The organism is Lysinibacillus sp. BS3 (genome assembly GCF_039614735.1).
GTDB lineage: Bacteria > Bacillota > Bacilli > Bacillales_A > Planococcaceae > Lysinibacillus > Lysinibacillus capsici.
The window spans coordinates 4,142,107-4,162,494 of record NZ_CP154860.1; the positions used below are offsets into that span (position 1 = coordinate 4,142,107).

General features: G+C 36.4%; 17 protein-coding genes. 10 read left to right on the forward strand and 7 right to left on the reverse strand.

Annotation, left to right across the window (positions count from 1 at the left end):
* Window positions 1-44: 44 nt before the first annotated feature.
* Both AAJG31_RS20645 and AAJG31_RS20650 read left to right on the forward strand, forming a co-directional pair.
* Window positions 45-1,121 (forward strand): PQQ-dependent sugar dehydrogenase, encoded by a 1,077-nt coding sequence (locus AAJG31_RS20645; RefSeq protein WP_279495633.1) that lies wholly within the window; start codon window positions 45-47, stop codon window positions 1,119-1,121.
* Window positions 1,122-1,171: 50 nt separating this feature from the next.
* Window positions 1,172-1,591, forward strand: a complete 420-nt coding sequence (locus AAJG31_RS20650; protein ID WP_054550012.1) for a universal stress protein — start codon at window positions 1,172-1,174, stop codon at window positions 1,589-1,591.
* A 61-nt stretch (window positions 1,592-1,652) separates the two neighbouring features.
* Here the strand turns inward: AAJG31_RS20650 and AAJG31_RS20655 are convergent, their stop codons facing one another.
* The 7 genes from AAJG31_RS20655 to AAJG31_RS20685 form a co-directional block, all read right to left on the reverse strand.
* The gene (locus tag AAJG31_RS20655; RefSeq protein ID WP_048395106.1) at window positions 1,653-2,510 is read right to left on the reverse strand and encodes a DUF6612 family protein; all 858 of its coding nucleotides are present in this window, start codon (window positions 2,508-2,510) and stop codon (window positions 1,653-1,655) included.
* A gap of 247 nt (window positions 2,511-2,757) precedes the next feature.
* Window positions 2,758-3,042, reverse strand: coding sequence for a cytochrome aa3 quinol oxidase subunit IV (gene qoxD, locus AAJG31_RS20660; protein ID WP_004226585.1), 285 nt, complete (start codon window positions 3,040-3,042; stop codon window positions 2,758-2,760).
* The gene (gene qoxC / locus AAJG31_RS20665; RefSeq protein ID WP_016991860.1) at window positions 3,042-3,641 is read right to left on the reverse strand and encodes a cytochrome aa3 quinol oxidase subunit III; all 600 of its coding nucleotides are present in this window, start codon (window positions 3,639-3,641) and stop codon (window positions 3,042-3,044) included. Before qoxC ends, qoxD begins: the two co-directional genes overlap by 1 nt.
* A 1-nt stretch (window position 3,642) precedes the next feature.
* Window positions 3,643-5,586, reverse strand: a complete 1,944-nt coding sequence (gene qoxB, locus AAJG31_RS20670; protein WP_048395108.1) for a cytochrome aa3 quinol oxidase subunit I — start codon at window positions 5,584-5,586, stop codon at window positions 3,643-3,645.
* Between the two features lie 61 nt (window positions 5,587-5,647).
* Window positions 5,648-6,553, reverse strand: coding sequence for a cytochrome aa3 quinol oxidase subunit II (gene qoxA / locus AAJG31_RS20675; RefSeq protein ID WP_221680900.1), 906 nt, complete (start codon window positions 6,551-6,553; stop codon window positions 5,648-5,650).
* Between the two features lie 826 nt (window positions 6,554-7,379).
* Window positions 7,380-8,222 carry a DUF2785 domain-containing protein gene (locus AAJG31_RS20680; RefSeq protein WP_054550013.1) on the reverse strand — a complete coding sequence of 281 codons (843 nt, stop codon included), beginning with the start codon at window positions 8,220-8,222 and terminating at the stop codon, window positions 7,380-7,382.
* Between the two features lie 240 nt (window positions 8,223-8,462).
* Complete coding sequence (locus AAJG31_RS20685) at window positions 8,463-8,927, reverse strand: hypothetical protein (RefSeq protein WP_054550014.1); 465 nt, start codon at window positions 8,925-8,927, stop codon at window positions 8,463-8,465.
* Window positions 8,928-9,141: 214 nt separating this feature from the next.
* On the opposite strand from AAJG31_RS20685, the gene AAJG31_RS20690 reads away from it, so the two are divergent.
* The 8 genes from AAJG31_RS20690 (at window position 9,142) to AAJG31_RS20725 (ending at window position 20,374) form a co-directional block, all read left to right on the forward strand.
* Window positions 9,142-10,125: a hypothetical protein gene (locus tag AAJG31_RS20690; RefSeq protein ID WP_048395114.1), complete on the forward strand. Its 984-nt coding sequence runs from the start codon at window positions 9,142-9,144 to the stop codon at window positions 10,123-10,125.
* A gap of 119 nt (window positions 10,126-10,244) precedes the next feature.
* Window positions 10,245-11,534 carry a trigger factor gene (gene tig, locus AAJG31_RS20695; protein ID WP_048395116.1) on the forward strand — a complete coding sequence of 430 codons (1,290 nt, stop codon included), beginning with the start codon at window positions 10,245-10,247 and terminating at the stop codon, window positions 11,532-11,534.
* A gap of 681 nt (window positions 11,535-12,215) precedes the next feature.
* Window positions 12,216-13,487, forward strand: coding sequence for an ATP-dependent protease ATP-binding subunit ClpX (gene clpX / locus AAJG31_RS20700; RefSeq protein ID WP_036075657.1), 1,272 nt, complete (start codon window positions 12,216-12,218; stop codon window positions 13,485-13,487).
* A gap of 230 nt (window positions 13,488-13,717) precedes the next feature.
* Window positions 13,718-16,042 carry an endopeptidase La gene (gene lon, locus AAJG31_RS20705; protein WP_048395119.1) on the forward strand — a complete coding sequence of 775 codons (2,325 nt, stop codon included), beginning with the start codon at window positions 13,718-13,720 and terminating at the stop codon, window positions 16,040-16,042.
* A gap of 4 nt (window positions 16,043-16,046) precedes the next feature.
* On the forward strand, window positions 16,047-16,628 hold the full coding sequence (gene yihA, locus AAJG31_RS20710; RefSeq protein WP_054550015.1) for a ribosome biogenesis GTP-binding protein YihA/YsxC: 582 nt from the start codon (window positions 16,047-16,049) through the stop codon (window positions 16,626-16,628).
* A gap of 135 nt (window positions 16,629-16,763) precedes the next feature.
* Window positions 16,764-16,937 (forward strand): YjfB family protein, encoded by a 174-nt coding sequence (locus tag AAJG31_RS20715; protein ID WP_081011007.1) that lies wholly within the window; start codon window positions 16,764-16,766, stop codon window positions 16,935-16,937.
* A gap of 143 nt (window positions 16,938-17,080) precedes the next feature.
* Window positions 17,081-18,742 carry a hypothetical protein gene (locus AAJG31_RS20720; protein WP_066036515.1) on the forward strand — a complete coding sequence of 554 codons (1,662 nt, stop codon included), beginning with the start codon at window positions 17,081-17,083 and terminating at the stop codon, window positions 18,740-18,742.
* Window positions 18,743-18,925: 183 nt separating this feature from the next.
* Window positions 18,926-20,374: an S-layer homology domain-containing protein gene (locus AAJG31_RS20725; protein ID WP_004226619.1), complete on the forward strand. Its 1,449-nt coding sequence runs from the start codon at window positions 18,926-18,928 to the stop codon at window positions 20,372-20,374.
* Window positions 20,375-20,388: the final 14 nt, after the last annotated feature.

Here is a 20,388-nt window from a genome sequence, read left to right on the forward strand (position 1 = left end):
GTGGCGTCTCTTTCTATTTTTCATAAATGAGAGGATGATTAATCATGGGACGTTACATACCTTTAATACTGCTAACGATGATTCTATGTGTTGCTTGTACGTCAACGAAGGATAATAACGATAATAGGTTAGAAAGTGAGGAAAATCACGCTATAGATGCCATGAATTCCTCTATCGAAATAATAGCAGATCAATTGCAGACACCTTGGTCGATTCAAAAAAGTGGAGATGTCTTTTATATAGCAGAAAGGCCAGGAAGTATTGTAAAGATTGCGGAAGGGGGCGTTGATAGGCAGCAGATTATCCTGAAAAAGGAGCTATCAACTGCTCCAGAAGCTGGTATGTTGGGATTTGTGTTAGCACCTAATTTTCCTACTAGTCAAGTTGCTTATGCGTATTATACGTATGTCGAGGAAGAGGAACAATTTAATCGAATTGTTACGTTAACGTTTAACGATAATAAATGGCTCGAACAGAATCTTATTATGGATCGAATAAAGAGTGGTACATACCATCATGGGGGACGTTTGAAAATAGGTCCTGACGGCAAGCTGTATGCAACGGTAGGAGATGCAACACAACCTTCTTTAGCACAGGATGTGGAAGCTTTAGAAGGGAAAATTTTGCGCATCAATTTGGATGGCACCATACCGAATGATAATCCTTTTCCTCAATCCTATATATACAGCTATGGACATCGAAATCCACAAGGCTTAACATGGTCTAATGATGGTACGATGTATGCCAGTGAGCATGGCAATGCAGGAAATGATGAAATTAATATCATTGAGAAGGGGAAGAATTATGGCTGGCCTCTTATTGAAGGAATGGAGAAAGAGCAGGGGATGATAACACCTCTTTTTACATCCGGTTCTTCTAACACATGGGCACCATCAGGCATTGCTATTGTAAATGATCAATTATATGTCGCTGCCTTAAGAGGCACAGCAGTCCTAGCTTTTGATATAAATAAGAACAAACACAATGAATTACTATCAGAATTTGGTAGAATTCGTGATGTCTTTGTGGATGAAAAATTTCTTTATTTTATTAGTAATAATACAGATGGTCGTGGAAATCCGCAACCTCAGGATGATAAACTATATCGAACGCCATTGTGATATAATATTTGAGAAAACATGGAATGGTAGGATGAATGGGGAGGACAAACATGGCAAACTATCTTAAGATCGCAGTAGCAATTGATTTCTCAGAACAATCATTAAAAGCATTGGATAGAGCTAGTCAATTAGCAAAGGAACACAATGCTATTTTGCAATTGGTGAATGTCATTGATACAAAATCGTTTGGAGCAGTTTCAGCATATGACTTAAAATATGCCGAGGAATTGAAGAAGGAAAACATTCTTAAAATGGAAAAGCTAGAAAAAGAGGCATTACAGACAGGAGTCAAAGAGGTCGAATCCATTGTAGAAACAGGTTCACCAAAAGGCATTTTAACACAGTTACCTCAGGTTGATTTAATTGTTTGCGGTGCAACTGGATTAAATCGTATGGAGAAAATGATGTTAGGCTCTGTGGCAGAGAAAGTCGTACGTCATGCGCTTTGTGATGTGTTGATTGTTCGTTAGTTGTTAAAATAGTTTAGAGTAAAAGAACCTGCTTGTGCTAGTAGACAAGCAGGCTCTTTTTTTATTGGAATGTTTGAGCGTTATCAATAATGCTTTGAGGTATATCGATTGTTTTTAGATGATTAAATTCAGTATACGTAACGACTGATTTTGTATTCATTAACAATTCGTCACCTTCTACGGCCATTTTTAAGTCAAAATTCATATCCATTTTGTTCGTATCGAAAGTCTCTTTATCGATGTGTAGTACGTAGTTAATTTTTTCAATTGATAGTTGATCCATTGGATTTTCTTCTAGACCCATTTCTTGCATAGACTTATTAATCTCAGAATCGATTAGTTCTTTGAATTTATCGCCTTTTGCATCTAATGTAAGGACGTATTCATCATCCGTTTGTTCAAATGTAAAGTCCTTAATGAATTTTTTCAATTGTTCTAGCTGTTCCTTCGCATCAGCAGAAGCCGCCGTTTGATCTAATATAGCATCAAAGTTCTCATCAGGGAGCTTTAACCAGCTATCTGTTGTCGAATCCTTCATAAATAAGCCTGCATCTTTTTTCATATACATTTCAATTGGCATGTCCATTGTTTCTTTACCTTCATTCATCATATCAGGCATTGTCATAGATCCTGATAAATGCATTGCAAGTGGATCAACGATGATATCCATCTCCATTTTGGAGTCGATTGAAAACTCCATTGCTTCTTCACCAGACCCAACCTTTGTCACCTGTGTCATATCCATTTTAGCACTTGCACTTTGAATATCAGCCTGGCGATCTACTGCTTTGTCATACACTTGTTCTAAAGTGAGTTTGCTTTTATTAGTTGTGTCTTTCGTAGGCGTAGCGCTTGAATTACAAGCGGCAAGTGTCAACGCTAGTGTTCCGACTGCTAATACTTTAAAAATTTTCTTCATTACTTTCATCTCCTATTCTTGGTAAAAAACACTATCTACTACTATACGCACTAAAAAAGGAAAAGTTTCATAAATTGTTAGAAAAGAACTACTTTTTTATTAAAAAAATAACATTACTCCTACTTTTGTAATCTTTAAACGCGATAATTACCAAATGAATAGGGATAAAACAAAAAAGCTGTCATGAACTTATCGTACAAGGACGATAAGTACAGACAGCCTTTTGCTTACACCATAGTGTAATGGATCAATTATAACCCCAGATCATAGCAAATAATGTACCAATGATTGTCACAACACCTACGAATACTGAGTATAAAATTGTTGTATATAACGTTTTTTTATCTTCAGATTCACCGATGTGCATGAATAATACTAATTGTACAGTTGCCTGCGCAAGAGCAGTTACTAGTAAAATTCCAAATGCCATATTAAGAGACATATCAAATTTTACAACTGCTAAAGCTACGATTGTTAGTAATAGTGAGAAGCCGAAGCCCATCACATGTTGTTTTGGGAATAATTCCTTCATCAGCTAATCAGTCCTTTCAAGTAGACGAAGCTGAAGATGAAAATCCAAACAACGTCTAGGAAATGCCAGTACAGTGAGAAGATAAACGCTTTATTAGCCGTTTGTGGGTTTAAGCCACGTTTCGCTACTTGGATTAAAATAGCTACGCCCCAGAAGAAACCAAATGTTACGTGGGCACCGTGCGTTCCAAGTAAAGTCATTAATGACGATAAGAATGCGCTTGTTTGAATCGTCGCACCTTCGTGTACATATGTGACAAATTCATCAATCTCAATAGCTAAGAAGCCAAGGCCTAGTAATAGAGTGATGATAAAGAATGTCATCATCGCTTTTTTACGACCAATACGCATTGCATGAACACCAAGACCAATTGTGAAACTACTTGTTAATAATAAGAATGTTTCCCATAGAACGGGCGTTAATTCGAAAATCTCGGCACCATCTGGTCCACTACCTGTACGTGTATGAAGTGTGAAATACACAGTAAATAAAGTGGCAAATAACACGATTTCGGCGCCAAGGAAAATCCAAAAACCAAAGATTTTTAGACGGTTTTCCTCTGTACTATATTCTAATGGAAGTGAAGAATCGATTTTCATATTATTTATCACCTCTCAAGCTTTTCTCAGTTGCCATTACTTCCTCAACTGAAATGTAACGACCATGATCTTTTTCAAATGAACGATGGATCATGAAGCCAAATACACCAAGCATACTGATGATGGCTGGAATCCATAAATTAAATACAGCGAAGAATGCTGCAAGGAAGAAGAATCCACTCATCCAGAATGGTGTGCCTGTATTATTTGGCATGTGAATTTTTTCGATTGTACCTGCCGTAATATCGCGACCTTCTTTTTTCGCGAACCAGAACTCATCTAAGCGAGTAACGGTAGGCACTACGGCAAAGTTATATTCTGGTACTGGAGAATGAGTAGCCCACTCAAGTGTACGACCATCCCAAACATCTGCCTTTTCATTACGAGGCATATGCTTCCAGCTATAGTAAATATTGTAGACGATTAATGCAAAGCCGACTGCAAGTCCTAGAGCACCAACGAACGATAACATGTTCAATGGACCATAACCAGTAGACTCAGAATAAGTGTACATACGACGAGCATATCCATCTAAACCTAAAATGAATAGTGGGAAGAACGTTACGTTGAAGCTGATGGCAATGAACCAGAAACCAGCTTTCCCTAATTTTTCATTTAGACGGAAACCGAACATTTTTGGCCACCAGTAGTGGTAGCCTGCAAGGACACCAAATACTGTACCTGGAATTAATACATAGTGGAAGTGGGCAACTAAGAACATCGTATTATGATATTGGTAGTCAGCACTTGCCATCGCTAGCATTACCCCTGTAACCCCACCAATTGTGAAGATAGGAATAAAGCCAAGTGCATAAAGCATCGGTGTTGTAAATTGAATTTTCCCGTGCCTCATTGTGAGTAGCCAGTTGAATATTTTAACCCCAGTAGGAACGGCGATTGCCATTGTTGTAATAGAGAAAACACTGTTTACCATTACACCATGACCCATTGTATAGAAGTGGTGGGCCCAAACTACGAATGATAGTAGGGAAATGACCACCATACTCATCACCATTGATTTGTAACCGTATAAGTTTTTACGTGCGAATGTTGCAATGATTTCTGAGAAAATACCGAAAGCAGGTAGGATAACGATATAAACCTCAGGATGTCCCCAAACCCAGAAAAGGTTGGCCCAAAGCATATCCATACCACCGTCTTGCATCGCAAAGAATTTTGTGCCGAATTGACGGTCAAACATCATAAGAGCAAGCGCTACAGTTAATACTGGGAACGCGAATACGATAATAATGTTTGTAATTAAAATTGACCAAGAAAACATTGGCATTTTCATTAATGTCATACCAGGAGCACGCATTTTAATGATCGTCGTGATAAAGTTAACACCTGTCATTAAAGTACCAATACCTGATAATTGAAGGGCTAAAGAATAATAGTTATTCCCTACAGTCGGACTAAAATCCGTACTTGCAAGAGGGAAGTAGGCTGTCCAACCAGCGTCTGGTGAACCACCGATAATGAATGATAAGTTTAATAAACCAGCACCTGCTGCAAATAGCCAGAAGCTGACAGCATTTAGACGTGGGAAAGCAACGTCACGTGCACCGATTTGAAGTGGAATGACAATGTTCATTAAGCCGATAACAAATGGCATCGCCATAAATAGAATCATTAATAAACCGTGTGTTGTGAAAATTTCATTATAGTGTTGTGCATCAAGAAGTCCGTTATCTGGAACGGCTGTTTGTGCACGCATTAATAGTGCATCGATACCACCGCGGAATAGCATTAATAAAGCTACTGCGATATACATAATCCCGATTTTTTTATGGTCAACAGTTGATAGCCAGTTTTTGTAGAAATAGCCCCATTTTTTGAAATAAGTAAGGCCTGCTACGATAACCACTGCACCAACTACGATACTAATAGCTGCCGCTAAAATCATCGGTTCTTGCATTGGATGGAATAATTCTTCCATACTCATTGGATGCGCTCCTTTCAGAATTAAAAATTAATGTCTCGATTCGTTCAACGATAAAATCAAATTAATGACCAGAATGTTCATTATTCATGTCTTCTTCAGACATGTCCCCATGATCCATTTCATCCATATTCATGTGTTTACCATGTTCCATTGGAGCTGGTCTAAAGTCTAAGTGTGTAGATGAGAAGCTTTGGCGCCCAACATGTTCTGCCTCTAAAAGCTCATCAAATTTTTCTTCTGTTAATGGTGCCTCTTTCGCTTTAACATCAGCAACCCATTTATCGAAGTCTTCTTGTGTCATAGATTGTGCTTCAAATTCCATTTCTGCAAAGCCACGTCCATTAAAGTTAGAGTTACGTCCCATAAATGAACCAACTTCATCTGCTGCAAGGTGAATTGTTGTTAACATATCACTCATAGCATATTTTTGACCTGCTAATTGAGGAATCCAGAAACTTGTAATTGGACCAAATGAGTAAAGCTTAAATTCGATTGGACGATCCACCGGAATGTTTACATAGTTAACTGTTTCAACACCTTCTTCTGGATAACTAAAGTGCCATTTCCAGTTTGATGATGATGCATAAATCACTAAAGGCTCCTTATCGTCATAACCTGCTGGTTGAGCTTCTACTGTAGATGTTGTTCTTACTGTCACAACAGCTAAAAATGCTACGATAATAATTGGAATTACTGTCCATGTAATTTCAAGCAGATGACTTCCTTCTTCATGAGGAGGCTCATAATCTGCAGCTGCTTTTGATGCACGATATTTTGTAAGCATAAAGGCTAAAAGCACATACACGACTAGCAATATAAAGGCCATTGTAATAATGGATAAGATAATTGTGTTTGATAATGTTTCAGCATTAGGTCCTTTTGGATTGAACACTGTTAATGGTTCACATCCAGCAAGAAGAGCAATTGCACTCAATGCTACTAACATTAAACTTAATTTTTTCTTCATGTTTGACTCCTTTCTATAGAACGGCTATTCATAAAATTCATGTGTTTTTTGTCGGTGTCACATTTACAAATAGTTGATACTGAGGTCACCTCTTTTATCTTGGCGTATCAATCAACAACATAAGAAATTACAATGGCATGGTTCAATATGAAACATAAAATCTAGTGTTGATTGATCTGATGCAAGCGTTAGCAAAATCAATGATTTGCGCAATCGTTTAAATACATACTTGGTTAACTACGATTGTCACAATCTCTCGTTGTTTGCACATTGGATTATACGCCCTGTTTTTAAGAAAAAACATAATTTTGTTATGAAAATGATAGTATAGCGGTATTGAATTTGAACATTTTTTGAACAAAAATCGTTATTTTAGTATTGGTATTTATAGGTTTTATTTATTAAACACTGTGGAAACGTTGAAAATACTGCATTCCTGATGTTTACCTAAGTAAATAATTTAAAATGTGAAAAATGGTATTTCACATTTTAGACGCTGTTTTGTAATAAAATCATTGTCATACCAGACCTATTGGGATTTTTTATTTGCCTTTTATTCAAAAAAGGAGTAGATGCAATGACGTTTTATGGAAACAATAGGTTGAATTTTCAATGAAAGGAATGAGCGAGGAGGGAATAAATGGAGTGAAATATTAATTATGTTAATATAATAACAGGTTTTCTTTAATATCCATATTTTTACTTCGTTTGTTTTATTTGAAAAGTAAAAAGCAAACTAAGCCAGTTCTTAGTTTGCTAGTATTTTAGAAAAAATTTATGTTATCAAGAATTAAGCGGTGTAATTCAGCATTTTTAAAATTACCTGTCAATCACCAAGCTTCAGCCATTTGGCTACTTGTCCATAAATCGTATTTTGAAGCTGTGGAGCTTTATTATTCATTTTCAAAGAAAAATACAGTGTTTTCATAAAGTTTAAGGTACAAGTTCTTCCACTAAAGAAGAGCTCATTATAACCTTGTGTCATTAAATGCATTTCAAATTTATCAAAAGCCTGCTCAACAAATTCGATCAGTGCTTCCTCTGAGTAATTTTGAAGCAATAATGCATCCACTATATTAATTAAACGTTCCTCTTCATCGTTAACAAAGACTGTTTCTTTCCAAGTGACAAGTTTTAATGCATGTAAAATGGATGGTGCATACTGTAAATCGAATTTTGGATGTTTTATTGTTGTTGTAGCTAAATCTGCACCATGTGCAATACTGTGTGCCCATCCTTTTCCTTGAACATATCCTCTCGTATCCTGTTCTAATAACAAATAACGGCCAATTTTTTTAAAGAACACTTGTAGGTCTTCATCTCTTAAAACAAGTAATTCAGCGTCCTTTGCAAGAAGACCTGCAACTAGTAAAGCAGAAAAAGAACGAGTAAAGACACTATCCTCTGTTTTATCTCCGATATGTAAATATAAAAAATCCTCACCTGTAACTGTATCAAACAAATATTGAAGTTGTTGAGAACTCAATAAATTATCACTTAGTAAATCAACAAAGGTGCGATAAATGAGCTGGTCTCGTAATTCGGCATCAACTGAGCCAATATGGGCTAACATCTCCTGTAATAGCCAATCACTATGTTGGAACATAAATGTCTGACGCTCAGACAGTGTCATTGTAGAAAAAGACTGTAATGTTTCTTTAATATCCATGTAAAAAAGCCCCCAACTTATTTTTGTATTTTATATTATAGCGCCATTTCATTTCGAAGGGATAAATTTGAAACCTTCATTTTAATCAAGCACAGTTAGAATGTCCTCTTTAAAACATAATTTTTACAATATTATTTCCAGAAACTATAGAAAGTTGTTATGATAGAAACGCAATAAAATGGTAAAACTAAAATGTGAACAATAAAAAAGACATACCTATTTAAGTATGTCTTTGTCTAGCTAAATAATGACTGCTGATTTAATGCCAATTGGCCATTCAGTGAGCGTGTGTTGATTTGTCTTTAACTCGACAAGAATATTGGCATTTTTGATTGCATCAATGAGCCATTCACTATAGTGACGATTTGGTTCAGGATGTTGTAAAATCTGCTGCATATCTTTTTTATCAACATGTAGCAACTTGTAGTTACATTCAATGTTTACTTTTTGAGGAATAATGGAAAGAGACTCGTTTTGATGACCAAGTGCAATAGATCCAGGAATACACCCTTGAATTTTTAAAATATAGGTGCTGGCTTCTTGTGTGTAGACATCTATTTTGGTGCGTGTTAAAAGTTCAAATTCTATCGGCTTATCTTGAAAAGGGCCGTTCGTTGTAGAAATTGAAATGACTTTAATCGATAATGCCTCGAATGCAGATGAGATACAATGATCAAATTCTGTAATTGTATCAAGTAATTGCATGGATTCCACTCCTTGTTAAGAACTTGATTTTCTTGATGCAGACAACAAACGGGAAGCGTCTGCGAATTGTGATAAATTTTAGACTATTCTAATTATAATACAATTTATTACAAAATATGAATGCAAAAGCAATAATTTTTTGTTAAAAACAAGAAACTTGTGGATTTTTTAGTAAATAGCAGAAATGAAAAATTAGAACAATGAGGTGAGAAAAATGACAAAAAGAAAGCGTCATGTCATTAAACATGACAATGTTGTTGTTTTTCCGGGCGCTGTCCAAACATTAATACGTGAAGGACATATGTTTGCTGAAAATTTTCAGTATGAAAAAGCGGTGGCAAGCTTTGAAAAGGCATTTGTGTACGAAGCTGGAGATGAATTTGCTCTTAGTGCTTATGCTTTCGCTTTGTATGAATTAAAGGACTATAGCAAGACAAAGGATGTTTGTGAGCAATTATTTTCAATGGGTACGTCATTTTATGTAGAAATCATGGAATTGTACATTACCGTATGCATGCAGTTAAAAGAATACCATCAAGTAGAGTCATTAATTTCAACACTACTTGAAGAAAATGTTTTGCCTCAGGATCAAATTGAAAAATTTGAACGCTTAAAAAATTTGAATAGTGAAGTGTCTAAGAATCTAGAAAAAAAAGAAAATGCACAACGTTTAATAGAAGAACAAGAATATGACCTTGAGAAATTTAGGGCACTTAGTCCAAATGAGCAATCCATTCGCTTACATCGACTTATGGATACAAATGTAAGACAATTAAAAGAGCCGTTGAAAGAGATTATTGAATGTTCCACGATCCATCCGTTTGTCCAGAGTCTAGCACTTATATTATTAGTAGAACAAGAAGTAGCTATCAATGTTACAGTAGCCAAATTTAATCAAACCAAAGTTGTTAATCCTACTGAATTAGTATTGCCTAACCAGCTACCGCAGTATGGAGAAATAAAAAATATACTAGAAGTGAAGCTAGAACAAGACCCATCGACTTTGGAAATGGTACAATATTTAATGGCAAAGCATGCCATTGTAACGTATCCATTTGAATGGCACCCGTTCGAAGCAGATGATGTTGCCTATAGTTATATTGATTTTGTCTTAGCGATGCTTGGAAATGTACAAGAAATGGACTATGAAATCATTGACTTTTTACAAATGTTAGAAAAGCTAACAGAACTACATTAGGTATGAAATAAGTTGAAACTATACACATCTATGTTATACTAAAATGGTTGTCAAAATCGTAGTTACGAATGAATTGTCTAACATCTTAAACTTGATTATTTATTTGGAGGTATTTATACATGTCAGCAAAATGGGAAAAACAAGAAGGTAATATCGGTACTCTTACAATCGAAGTACCTGCTGCAGAAATCGACGCAGCAATGGACCAAGCGTTCAAAAAAGTTGTAAAACAAATTAACGTACCAGGTTTCCGTAAAGGTAAAATGCCTCGTAAAATGTTTGAACAACGTTTTGGTATCGAATCTCTATACCAAGATGCATTAGAAATCATCGTTCCTGAATCTTATGCAAAAGCAATTGATGAAGCTGGAATTATGCCAGTTGATTACCCAGAAATCGCTGGTACAGAAAACTTTGTACACGGTCAAGATTTCACATTCACTGCACAAGTAACAGTGAAACCAGAACCAAAGCTAGGAGACTATAAAGGTCTAGAAGTATCTAAACTTCCAGTAGAAGTAACGGATGAAGAAGTAGATGCACAAATTCAAGATCAATTAGCTCGTAAAGCAGAGCTTGAAATCAAAGAAGACGAAGCAATCGTAGAAGGTGATACAGCTGTGATCGACTTCGAAGGTTTCGTTGGCGAAGAAGCTTTTGAAGGTGGTAAAGGTGAAGACTATCCACTAGAAATTGGTTCAGGCTCATTCATTCCAGGTTTTGAAGAGCAACTAGTTGGTGTTAAAGCTGGCGAATCTAAAGATGTTGTTGTTACATTCCCAGAAGAATATCATGCAGCTGAATTAGCTGGTAAAGAAGCTACTTTCAAAGTAACTGTGAAAGAAGTTAAAACAAAAGTTCTTCCTGAGTTAAATGATGAATTTGCAAAAGAATTAGATCCAGAAGTTGAAGGCGTTGAAGCTTTACGCGCTAAAATTAAAGAACAAACTGCAGCTCAAAAAGAAACAGAATCAGATGCAGCTCTTCGTGATGAGCTTGTAGAAAAAGCAGCTGAAAATGCGGACTTTGAAGTACCAGCAGGTATGATCAACTCTGAAACTGATCGTATGTTACAAGAATTTGGTCAACGTTTACAAATGCAAGGTATGAATCTAGACCTTTACTACCAATTCTCTGGTCAATCAGAAGAAGACTTACGTGGCCAAATGAAAGAAGAAGCTGAAAGCCGTGTGCGTGTATCATTAACACTTGAAGCAATTGCTGAAGCTGAAAAAATTGAAGCATCTGAAGCTGATATTGAAGCAGAATTAGAAAAAATGGCTGCTCAATTTAACATGACAAAAGATCAAATCACAAGTGCTTTAGGTGGAACAGCAGTACTTGAAAATGACATCAAAATCCAAAAAACAGTTGAATTTTTAGTAGAAAACGCTAAAATTACTGAATAAGATTTTGTGTAATTAGATAGCCCAAAAAAAACAAGGTACGGCATTCATCCGTGCCTTGTTTTATCACATAAACTCTTAGCAATCAGTCCCCTTAACATTTAATTCACTTTATACTTCACTTATACATAGTATTGTTTTAGTTTTTATCTTCATTCAGCAGATGTTTTGTATCCAAAGTATTATGTCAGGTACAAAAAACTCCCATCTCACATAGATGGCGAGCTGTAAGCCTTTTAACCTTTTTAGTGTGTGTTTAAACCACGACTGAATGAAGATAGTGCCTGCTGGCAGGCGGCAAGGATTTAGATGAAGTCCTGGCGCTATTAGAGTCAAGGCGAAATTGATACGATGCTAAACTTAACTTCATTCAGAAAGGTTCTAACTAAATAAAATTTATTTTTTGAGTGATATACCCTTGGTTGATGAATGTAGTAGATTTATAAATAGAGATCAGTAGTTTGTAGTGTGTCGGAAGTGAATAAATGTAACTTTATAGCAGTATAAGGTGGCGAAGTAAGCAGGTTCCTATAGCATGCTTCGAAAGACAAATGAAGTAAAGTACATGACGATGCGTTATAATCTACACATGCATAATTACTGAGGCGTAAATGATGCAGACAATTTATTTGATAAAGGTTCAATAATCTTGTAAGATTGTTGCTTGAATAGGGGTGAAACATATTGTTCAAATTTAATGATGAAAAAGGCAATTTAAAATGCTCATTCTGTGGAAAACCACAAGAACAAGTGCGTAAATTAGTTGCAGGTCCAGGTGTTTATATTTGTGATGAATGTATCGAGCTTTGTTCAGAGATCGTTGTAGAGGAACTAGGTGTAGAAGAGGAGATCGAATTCCAAGATATCCCAAAACCGAAAGAAATCTTAACGATTTTAGATGAGTATGTAATTGGACAAGAGCGTGCTAAAAAAGCATTGGCAGTCGCAGTTTACAATCACTATAAACGTATCAATACGAATAGTAAAATTGATGATATTGAATTAGCAAAATCGAACATTGTGTTAATCGGCCCAACTGGTAGCGGTAAAACTTTATTAGCTCAAACGTTAGCACGTATTTTAAATGTTCCATTCGCTATTGCGGATGCTACCTCCTTAACTGAAGCAGGTTATGTTGGTGAGGACGTTGAAAATATTTTATTAAAGTTAATCCAATCAGCTGATTATGATATCGAACGCGCTGAAAAAGGGATTATCTATATTGATGAAATTGACAAGGTTGCACGTAAGTCGGAAAATCCATCTATTACACGAGATGTTTCCGGCGAAGGTGTTCAGCAGGCACTCCTAAAAATTCTTGAAGGAACAGTTGCAAGTGTTCCACCACAAGGAGGACGAAAACATCCTCATCAAGAATTCTTACAGATCGATACAACCAATATTCTTTTCATTGTTGGCGGTGCATTTGATGGTATTGAAACCATCATTAAACGACGTCAGGGTGAAAAAGTAATAGGATTCGGTTCAGATCCGAATAAAGTAGATGTAGATGAAGGTTCTATCATGTCCAAGCTGATTCCTGAGGATTTATTGAAATTTGGTTTAATACCAGAGTTCATTGGTCGATTACCTGTACTTGCGAGTCTGGAGCAATTAAACGAAGCAGCACTAGTACAAATTTTAACAGAGCCGAAAAATGCACTAGCCAAGCAATATCAAAAAATGCTTGAATTAGATGGCGTTGAGCTTGAATTTGATGAAGATGCTCTTGTGGCAATTGCTAAGGAAGCAATTGAACGTAAAACAGGTGCGCGTGGTCTTCGTTCAATTATTGAGTCAACAATGCTTGATGTAATGTACGAATTACCTTCACGTGAAGACGTGAAAAAATGTATCATTACAGCAAAAACAATTACGGATAAAGAAAAACCGAAATTGCTTCTTGAAGATGGCACTGAACTCGATGAAGGTAGCGACACTAAAACTTCAGCATAATGAATAGACGTGGCTGTCTACCGTTGTGAGATAGAGAGTAATTAGCTGACTTCGATTGTGCAATATTCGCACATATCGACAGTCAGCTTTTTATTCATTCCTACATAAAGCCAGCTGTAACTTGAAGAAATTTTTGGCTCGCTTCAATATCTAGTGTGAATCAACTTTTTAAACACATACTAGTAGCGCGGGATGTTAACATGAAAATTTTGACGGAGGTGAATGCCCGCATGGTGACAATACAAAAAACAACAAATGTACCATTATTGCCTTTGCGTGGACTTTTAGTATTCCCATCGATGGTGTTACATATTGATGTGGGTAGAAATCGTTCTGTAGCGGCGCTTGAGCAGGCAATGTTAGAGGACCAAATGATTTTATTGGTAACACAAAAAGAAATGCACGATGAACAACCTGAAGAGCAAGATTTGTATTCAGTTGGTACAATTGCTTATGTCAAACAAATGCTTAAATTACCAAATGGCACGTTACGTATCCTTGTAGAAGGAGTTGCTCGTGCAACGTGGAAAAACTACCGTGCGTTAGAGAAGTATACGGTTGTCGATATTGAAATTAAAGAGGAGTCAACGGAAAAAGATGTAGAAACACAAGCCTTGATGCGGACATTGTTGACGTATTTTGAAAAATATGCAAAATCCTCCAATAAAATTACAACTGAGACGATCAATACTGTAACAGATATTGAAGAGCCTGGCCGTTTAGCTGATATTATTGCTTCTCATTTGCCGTTTAAAATTGCCGACAAGCAAGAAGTTTTGGAAATGCTAAGCGTTAAAAAACGACTAGATCATTTAATTATTCGCTTGCATGATGAACAGGAAGTATTGGATCTAGAAAAGAAGATTAATTCCAAAGTAAAGCAGTCAATGGAGCGTACGCAAAAGGAATATTATTTACGTGAGCAAATGAAAGCTATCCAAACGGAGCTGGGAGATCGCGAAGGGAAAACTGGAGAAGTTGCAGAATTACGGAAGCGTATCGACGAAGCTGGTATGCCAGAAACAACAAAGGAAGCAGCACTGAAAGAATTAGATCGCTATGAAAAAATACCTGGAGCTAGTGCTGAGAGCGGTGTTATTCGCAATTATATTGATTGGCTTATTTCATTACCGTGGACAAATGCTACAGAGGATCGCATGAATATTGCCCATGCTGAAAATATTTTAAACCGAGATCATGATGGATTAGAAAAAGTCAAAGAACGTGTTCTAGAATATTTAGCAGTACGTCAGCTGAAAAATTCACTGCGAGGACCTATTTTATGCTTAGCAGGGCCTCCAGGTGTTGGTAAAACATCATTAGCTCGCTCCATTGCCGAAAGTTTAGATCGAAAGTTTATTCGTATTTCTTTAGGTGGTGTTCGAGATGAATCGGAAATTCGCGGACATCGACGTACGTATGTTGGTGCAATGCCAGGACGTATTATTCAAGGAATGAAAAAAGCAGGTACCATTAATCCAGTATTTTTATTAGATGAAATCGATAAAATGTCGAATGATTTTAGAGGTGACCCTGCAGCAGCCATGCTTGAAGTTTTAGACCCTGCACAAAATAATACATTTAGTGATCATTATATTGAGGAACCATATGATCTATCTAATGTGTTATTTATTGCAACTGCCAATGATTTAAGTAGCATCCCAGGACCATTATTAGATCGTATGGAAGTAATATCTATTGCAGGCTATACTGAAATCGAGAAAGCTCAAATTACAAAAAATCATCTTATACCAAAGCAGCTTAAAGAGCATGGCTTGAAAAAAACGCAAGTGGTAATCAAAGATGAAGCAGTCACTGATATTATACGTTATTATACTCGGGAAGCAGGAGTTCGCGGTTTAGAACGACAAATCGCTACGCTTTGCCGTAAAATTGCCAAAGTAATTGTATCTGGTGAGAAAAAACGCGTAACGGTTAGCTCAAAATCATTACAAGATTTACTTGGTAAACATCGTTTCCGCTATGGACAGGCTGAAAAGGAAAATCAAGTGGGTGTCGCTACTGGACTTGCTTATACAACAGTTGGTGGAGATACATTACAAATTGAAGTTTCTTTAACACCAGGTAAAGGGAAGTTACAACTAACTGGTAAGCTTGGTGAGGTAATGAAGGAATCTGCTCAAACAGCCTTATCCTATGTTCGTACGAAGATGGAACACCTTAATGTGGATGCCGAATTTTTTGATACACATGATATTCATATCCATGTGCCAGAGGGTGCAGTACCTAAAGATGGACCTTCAGCTGGTATTACAATGGCAACAGCTATCGTTTCGGCTATTTTACATCGCCCGATTCGCCGCGAGGTAGGTATGACAGGTGAGATTACCTTGCGTGGCCGTGTATTGCCAATCGGCGGCTTAAAAGAAAAAACATTAAGCGCTCACCGTGCAGGATTAACGACAATCATTTGTCCTAAGGATAATGAACGCGATATAGAGGATATTCCTGATAGTGTACGTGAGCAACTAACATTTAAACTAGTGACATCGGCTGATGAAGTTTTAGCCTATGCGCTGGACGGAGGTTTTTAAAAAAATGAAAGTCCATAATGTCGAAATGGTCATTAGTGCGGTACGACCAGACCAATATCCAGAAGATGGACTGCCAGAATTTGCATTAGCAGGTCGTTCGAATGTAGGAAAGTCTTCCTTCATAAATCGAATGATCGGACGTAAAGCTTTAGCACGTATTTCATCTAAGCCTGGTAAAACACAAACCCTTAACTTTTATAAGATTGAAGAACAGCTATTTTTTGTAGATGTTCCAGGGTATGGTTATGCAAAGGTTTCTAAAACAGAGCGTGAGGCATGGGGAAAAATGATCGAGCGCTATTTTACAGGACGCCAGGAGTTAAAAGCAGTCGTACAAATTATAGATTTGCGACATCCTCCGACAGCTGATGATCGTATGATGTATGATTTTTTAAAGCATTACAATATTCCTTGCATTATCATTGCAACGAAGGCAGATAAAATTCCAAAAGGTAAATGGGATAAACATAAGAAAATTGTCAAAGAGACACTGGAGATGGAAAAAAGTGATCCACTTATTGTCTTCTCATCAGAAACGGGTCTTGGCTTTGAGGAAGCTTGGAAAACAATCGAAAATAAAATGTAATAAAAAACATCTATTGTATCTAAACCGTTAGGACAATAGATGTTTTTGTATTTTCAATCGAGTGGTGTAGAAAATTAGGGAAAATACTTGATGATGAAACTATTTGTCCGATAAATTAGATAGGAGGTGGACTAGATGGATATCGCAGCTTTATCGATGGCAATGAACCAAGCAACACTTATGCAAAATGTATCTTTAGCTGTTACGAAACAGGCAATGGAAATGCAACAGCAAAATACAGAACAGTTAGTTGAAATGTTAGATGCTCCACATCCAACAGCCGGACATACAATTGATATTCAAGTATGAAGTAGGCAAGGTAGCTTGAAGTTAAAAGCTACCTCAACTTTTGTTTTTAGAAATAAATTCAAGAAGGCCTAAAATGTAACTTTTCGAATAAGAAAAACTACCAATAATACGATATACTAATAATTAGTAAGGAGGCAGGTTTTTTGAAAAAATATTTATACATACTGATGATTACGTTACTGATGATAGTTGGTTTTTCCTTTAATCAATCTGCTAAAGCAGCCCAACTAGTGACAGGGACATTTGTTGATGTAACGTTTTCAGAATATACGAAGCCTGATGGTACGATAGAAAAGCAACTTAGTAAAATTACATTGGAAAATGATCGTGGACGAACAGTAACGTTTAATATTAATAAAAATACTAGATTATATATTAATAATACGTCTACAACGATTGAGGGTTTTAAGATGGGGATGGAAGTCGAGGCTGAAATTTCTCTTAGAAGTGTTGTTGAACTTCGCGGTACCTCTCATACACCAACAGAAACAAATGTACCATCAACAGGAAGCAGTAACGGTAAAACAACTGCTGGTGTCGTCACGAGTATTGATCCAAATGGTTTATTTATCATGGTAAAACCAGATGTTGGCGCAGAAACGACATACTATTTAAACAAAGAAACCAATTATCAAAAAGGTTCTTCTGCAACAGATATTAGTGCATTATACGTTGGGGATCGAGTTAAATTAAGTTTCAAAAATAAAACTTCCTCAATCATATCAAAGGTAGCTATCAGTGAAACAGGTACGCTCGTTGAAAACTTATATAAAGGCGAGATACAAGCGGTCAATCCTAATGCCAACAAGCTTACCGTGAAAAATCAGCATGCCTTTGTAAACTGGCAATTTGGCTCTCAAACAACAAATGATCTTTCAACTATGCCTTTTACATCCAAAGTACCAATCTATGTTGGGAATACAAAAGTCGAGAAAGGTCAGCTGAAAAATTATATAGGTAGCGAAGCATACTATGCGACCGTTAAACAATTTGGTAAGGAAGTAATCGAGAAAATTGTCGTATTAAAAAATAATGAGAGAACATATTACGAACCAATGCTGTCTGTTGATACAGATTACCAACTACTGAAACTGAAAACAGCAGGAACAATGTATTTCCATAATGGAACTATTTTAATTCGAAATGGACGATTAATTGAACCTACTGGTCTTATGGCATATGGTACTGCTTTTGTCGTGGCTGATGGTGCTACTCGTGATCACTATGCCCAAGTAATACAAGTTACAAGTGATAGCTTCATGTCACCTAATCTCGCAGGTCATGAATTATATTATGGACGCTTATCTCAAGCAGATGGATATGTAATTGAAATTGACGATGCGATGAAGATTGAATCAAATGTTTTCAAGAAAGCAGATCGTACTGTACTGTCAGTTAGTAATACAACGAAAGCCATGGTAGATGACGGCAATAAAACATATAGTGTCATGCCAGATATTGAACTTTACTTATCTGAGGGAGATTATGGTTATTTCTATGTGAAGGAAGGCCATGTACAAGCTCTTCATATTTTAGACAAGGCTAAACCTGTTGCCCCTCTAATGCTTGCAGGGAAACTACAGTCAGTAAAATCTACGTATCCTGCAGTCATTAATGTCAAGAGTGTTAGTCAATGGCAAAATGGTCGTTGGTATGAAGCGGGTGAAATGGTTAATATGAATATTGACCAAGCGACACTGATTAAAGCAGGTAAGGTGATTCAAGCTTCTGACTTACAGCCATCTGATCGTTTAGTTGTATTATCAGATCGATTTGTTAAAGCTCATTTTATTTTGGTAGATTAGCATAAATATTAAACTAAAAAATCTGCGAGTCTCATGCGAATATGTTTCATAATCGAAAGATGAAGAAGTTACTTCGAATAGGCTAAATTGTGTATATATTCGCAAGACGAGCGGATTTTTTAGTTATATTAGAAACAAGCTTCATTATGCACGCAAATGCACAGTGAAAGAGAGGAAAAGCGAATGCAAAAAAAATTATCTAAAATAATGTTTCTAGTCCTTGCTGTCTTTTTGATTGGAACAACTATTCCATTCAATGCATCAGCCGCTTCATTAGAAACAACAGGTGCTGTAAAAAACGAATATACATATGAAGAAGCTGTGTTCCTTTCAGGGACACCTGTTATTTTTAAAGGGACAAGTAAAGATATTAAAATTGCTCAAAAAGAATCAAAAGGTAAATTAACTGAAACGTATAGCATGAAGTTAACAGCAAGCAATGGCGCAACATTGACAAGAAATATTGCCTATGAATCAGATGTAGTGGATTATGCAGTTCTTGGTCAAAAAACATCCAATGGTGAAGTGAAGAAATACACTGAAAAAATCACAATTGGCGCCATTACTTATTCCTTAGTCGATTATCAATTTTCACAAGGAACAGTTACTGATAATCGTGCAGCCTCTGATTATTACTCAGGAAATATTATTTCTAGAAAAACCTATGCTTTTGAAACAGGAAAAGGAAAAAATGCTGTTCAAAACACAGTAACAATTGAAACAGATAGTCGACATGCAGGCTATGAGAACTTCTGGGGTGCGACAGAAACTCAAATCACGGAATCTGTTTATTCTTATAGTGATGGTAAAACAAGTCATGTGAAAAATCGTTTATCTACAAGTAAATCACGTGTTTTAAATTATGAGGAAAATCTCGGTAGCTTAGGGAGTTTTGAAGGTGGATATGCAGTCGTAAGTGAAAAGGATGTTATTTCTGAATATACATACGACCTATCTTCAGGACAAAAAGGTACACTTGATTTAGATACAGAGTACATGCCGACAATTGAACGTCTTATCATTCCTAAATTCAGAGATTTAACAACCCATTATGCGAAAGAAGCAATTGAAAAACTTTATTCTCTAGGTATTTACTCAGATTCAAGTAACTTCTTTTCTCCTAATACACCAATGAAACGTATTGATTTTACGACGGCTATTGGTAAAGCTGTTGATTTACGTGTGTTTGAAGAAAAGAAATCAAAAAAGACACCTACTACAAGTGTTTTTAAAGACTTGAAGCGTTCTATCAAAGATTACGGTTATATTGAATCAGCGTTAAATAAAGGGATAATCAAAGGTGTATCAGCTGACTACTTTAAGCCAGATAATGCTATTAATCGCGCGCAGGCTGCAACTATCTTTGTCCGTGCCTTAGGACTTGAAAATAGAGCACCTGATCCTGGTTACTTAACTAAATTTACAGATGACAAACAGATTCCAAATTATGCGAGAGATGGCATCTATATAGCGAATGAACTTGGCTTAATGATTGGTGATGCTGCTGGTCGTTTTAATCCAAATAAACCGCTAACGCGTGCAGAGGCGTCAGTTGTTTTAGAACGATTCTTGAAATATTTAGAGGATGACTTAAAACAAAACTATCGTGATGACATATTGTTCTTTAACTAAAGAAAGGATGGAAC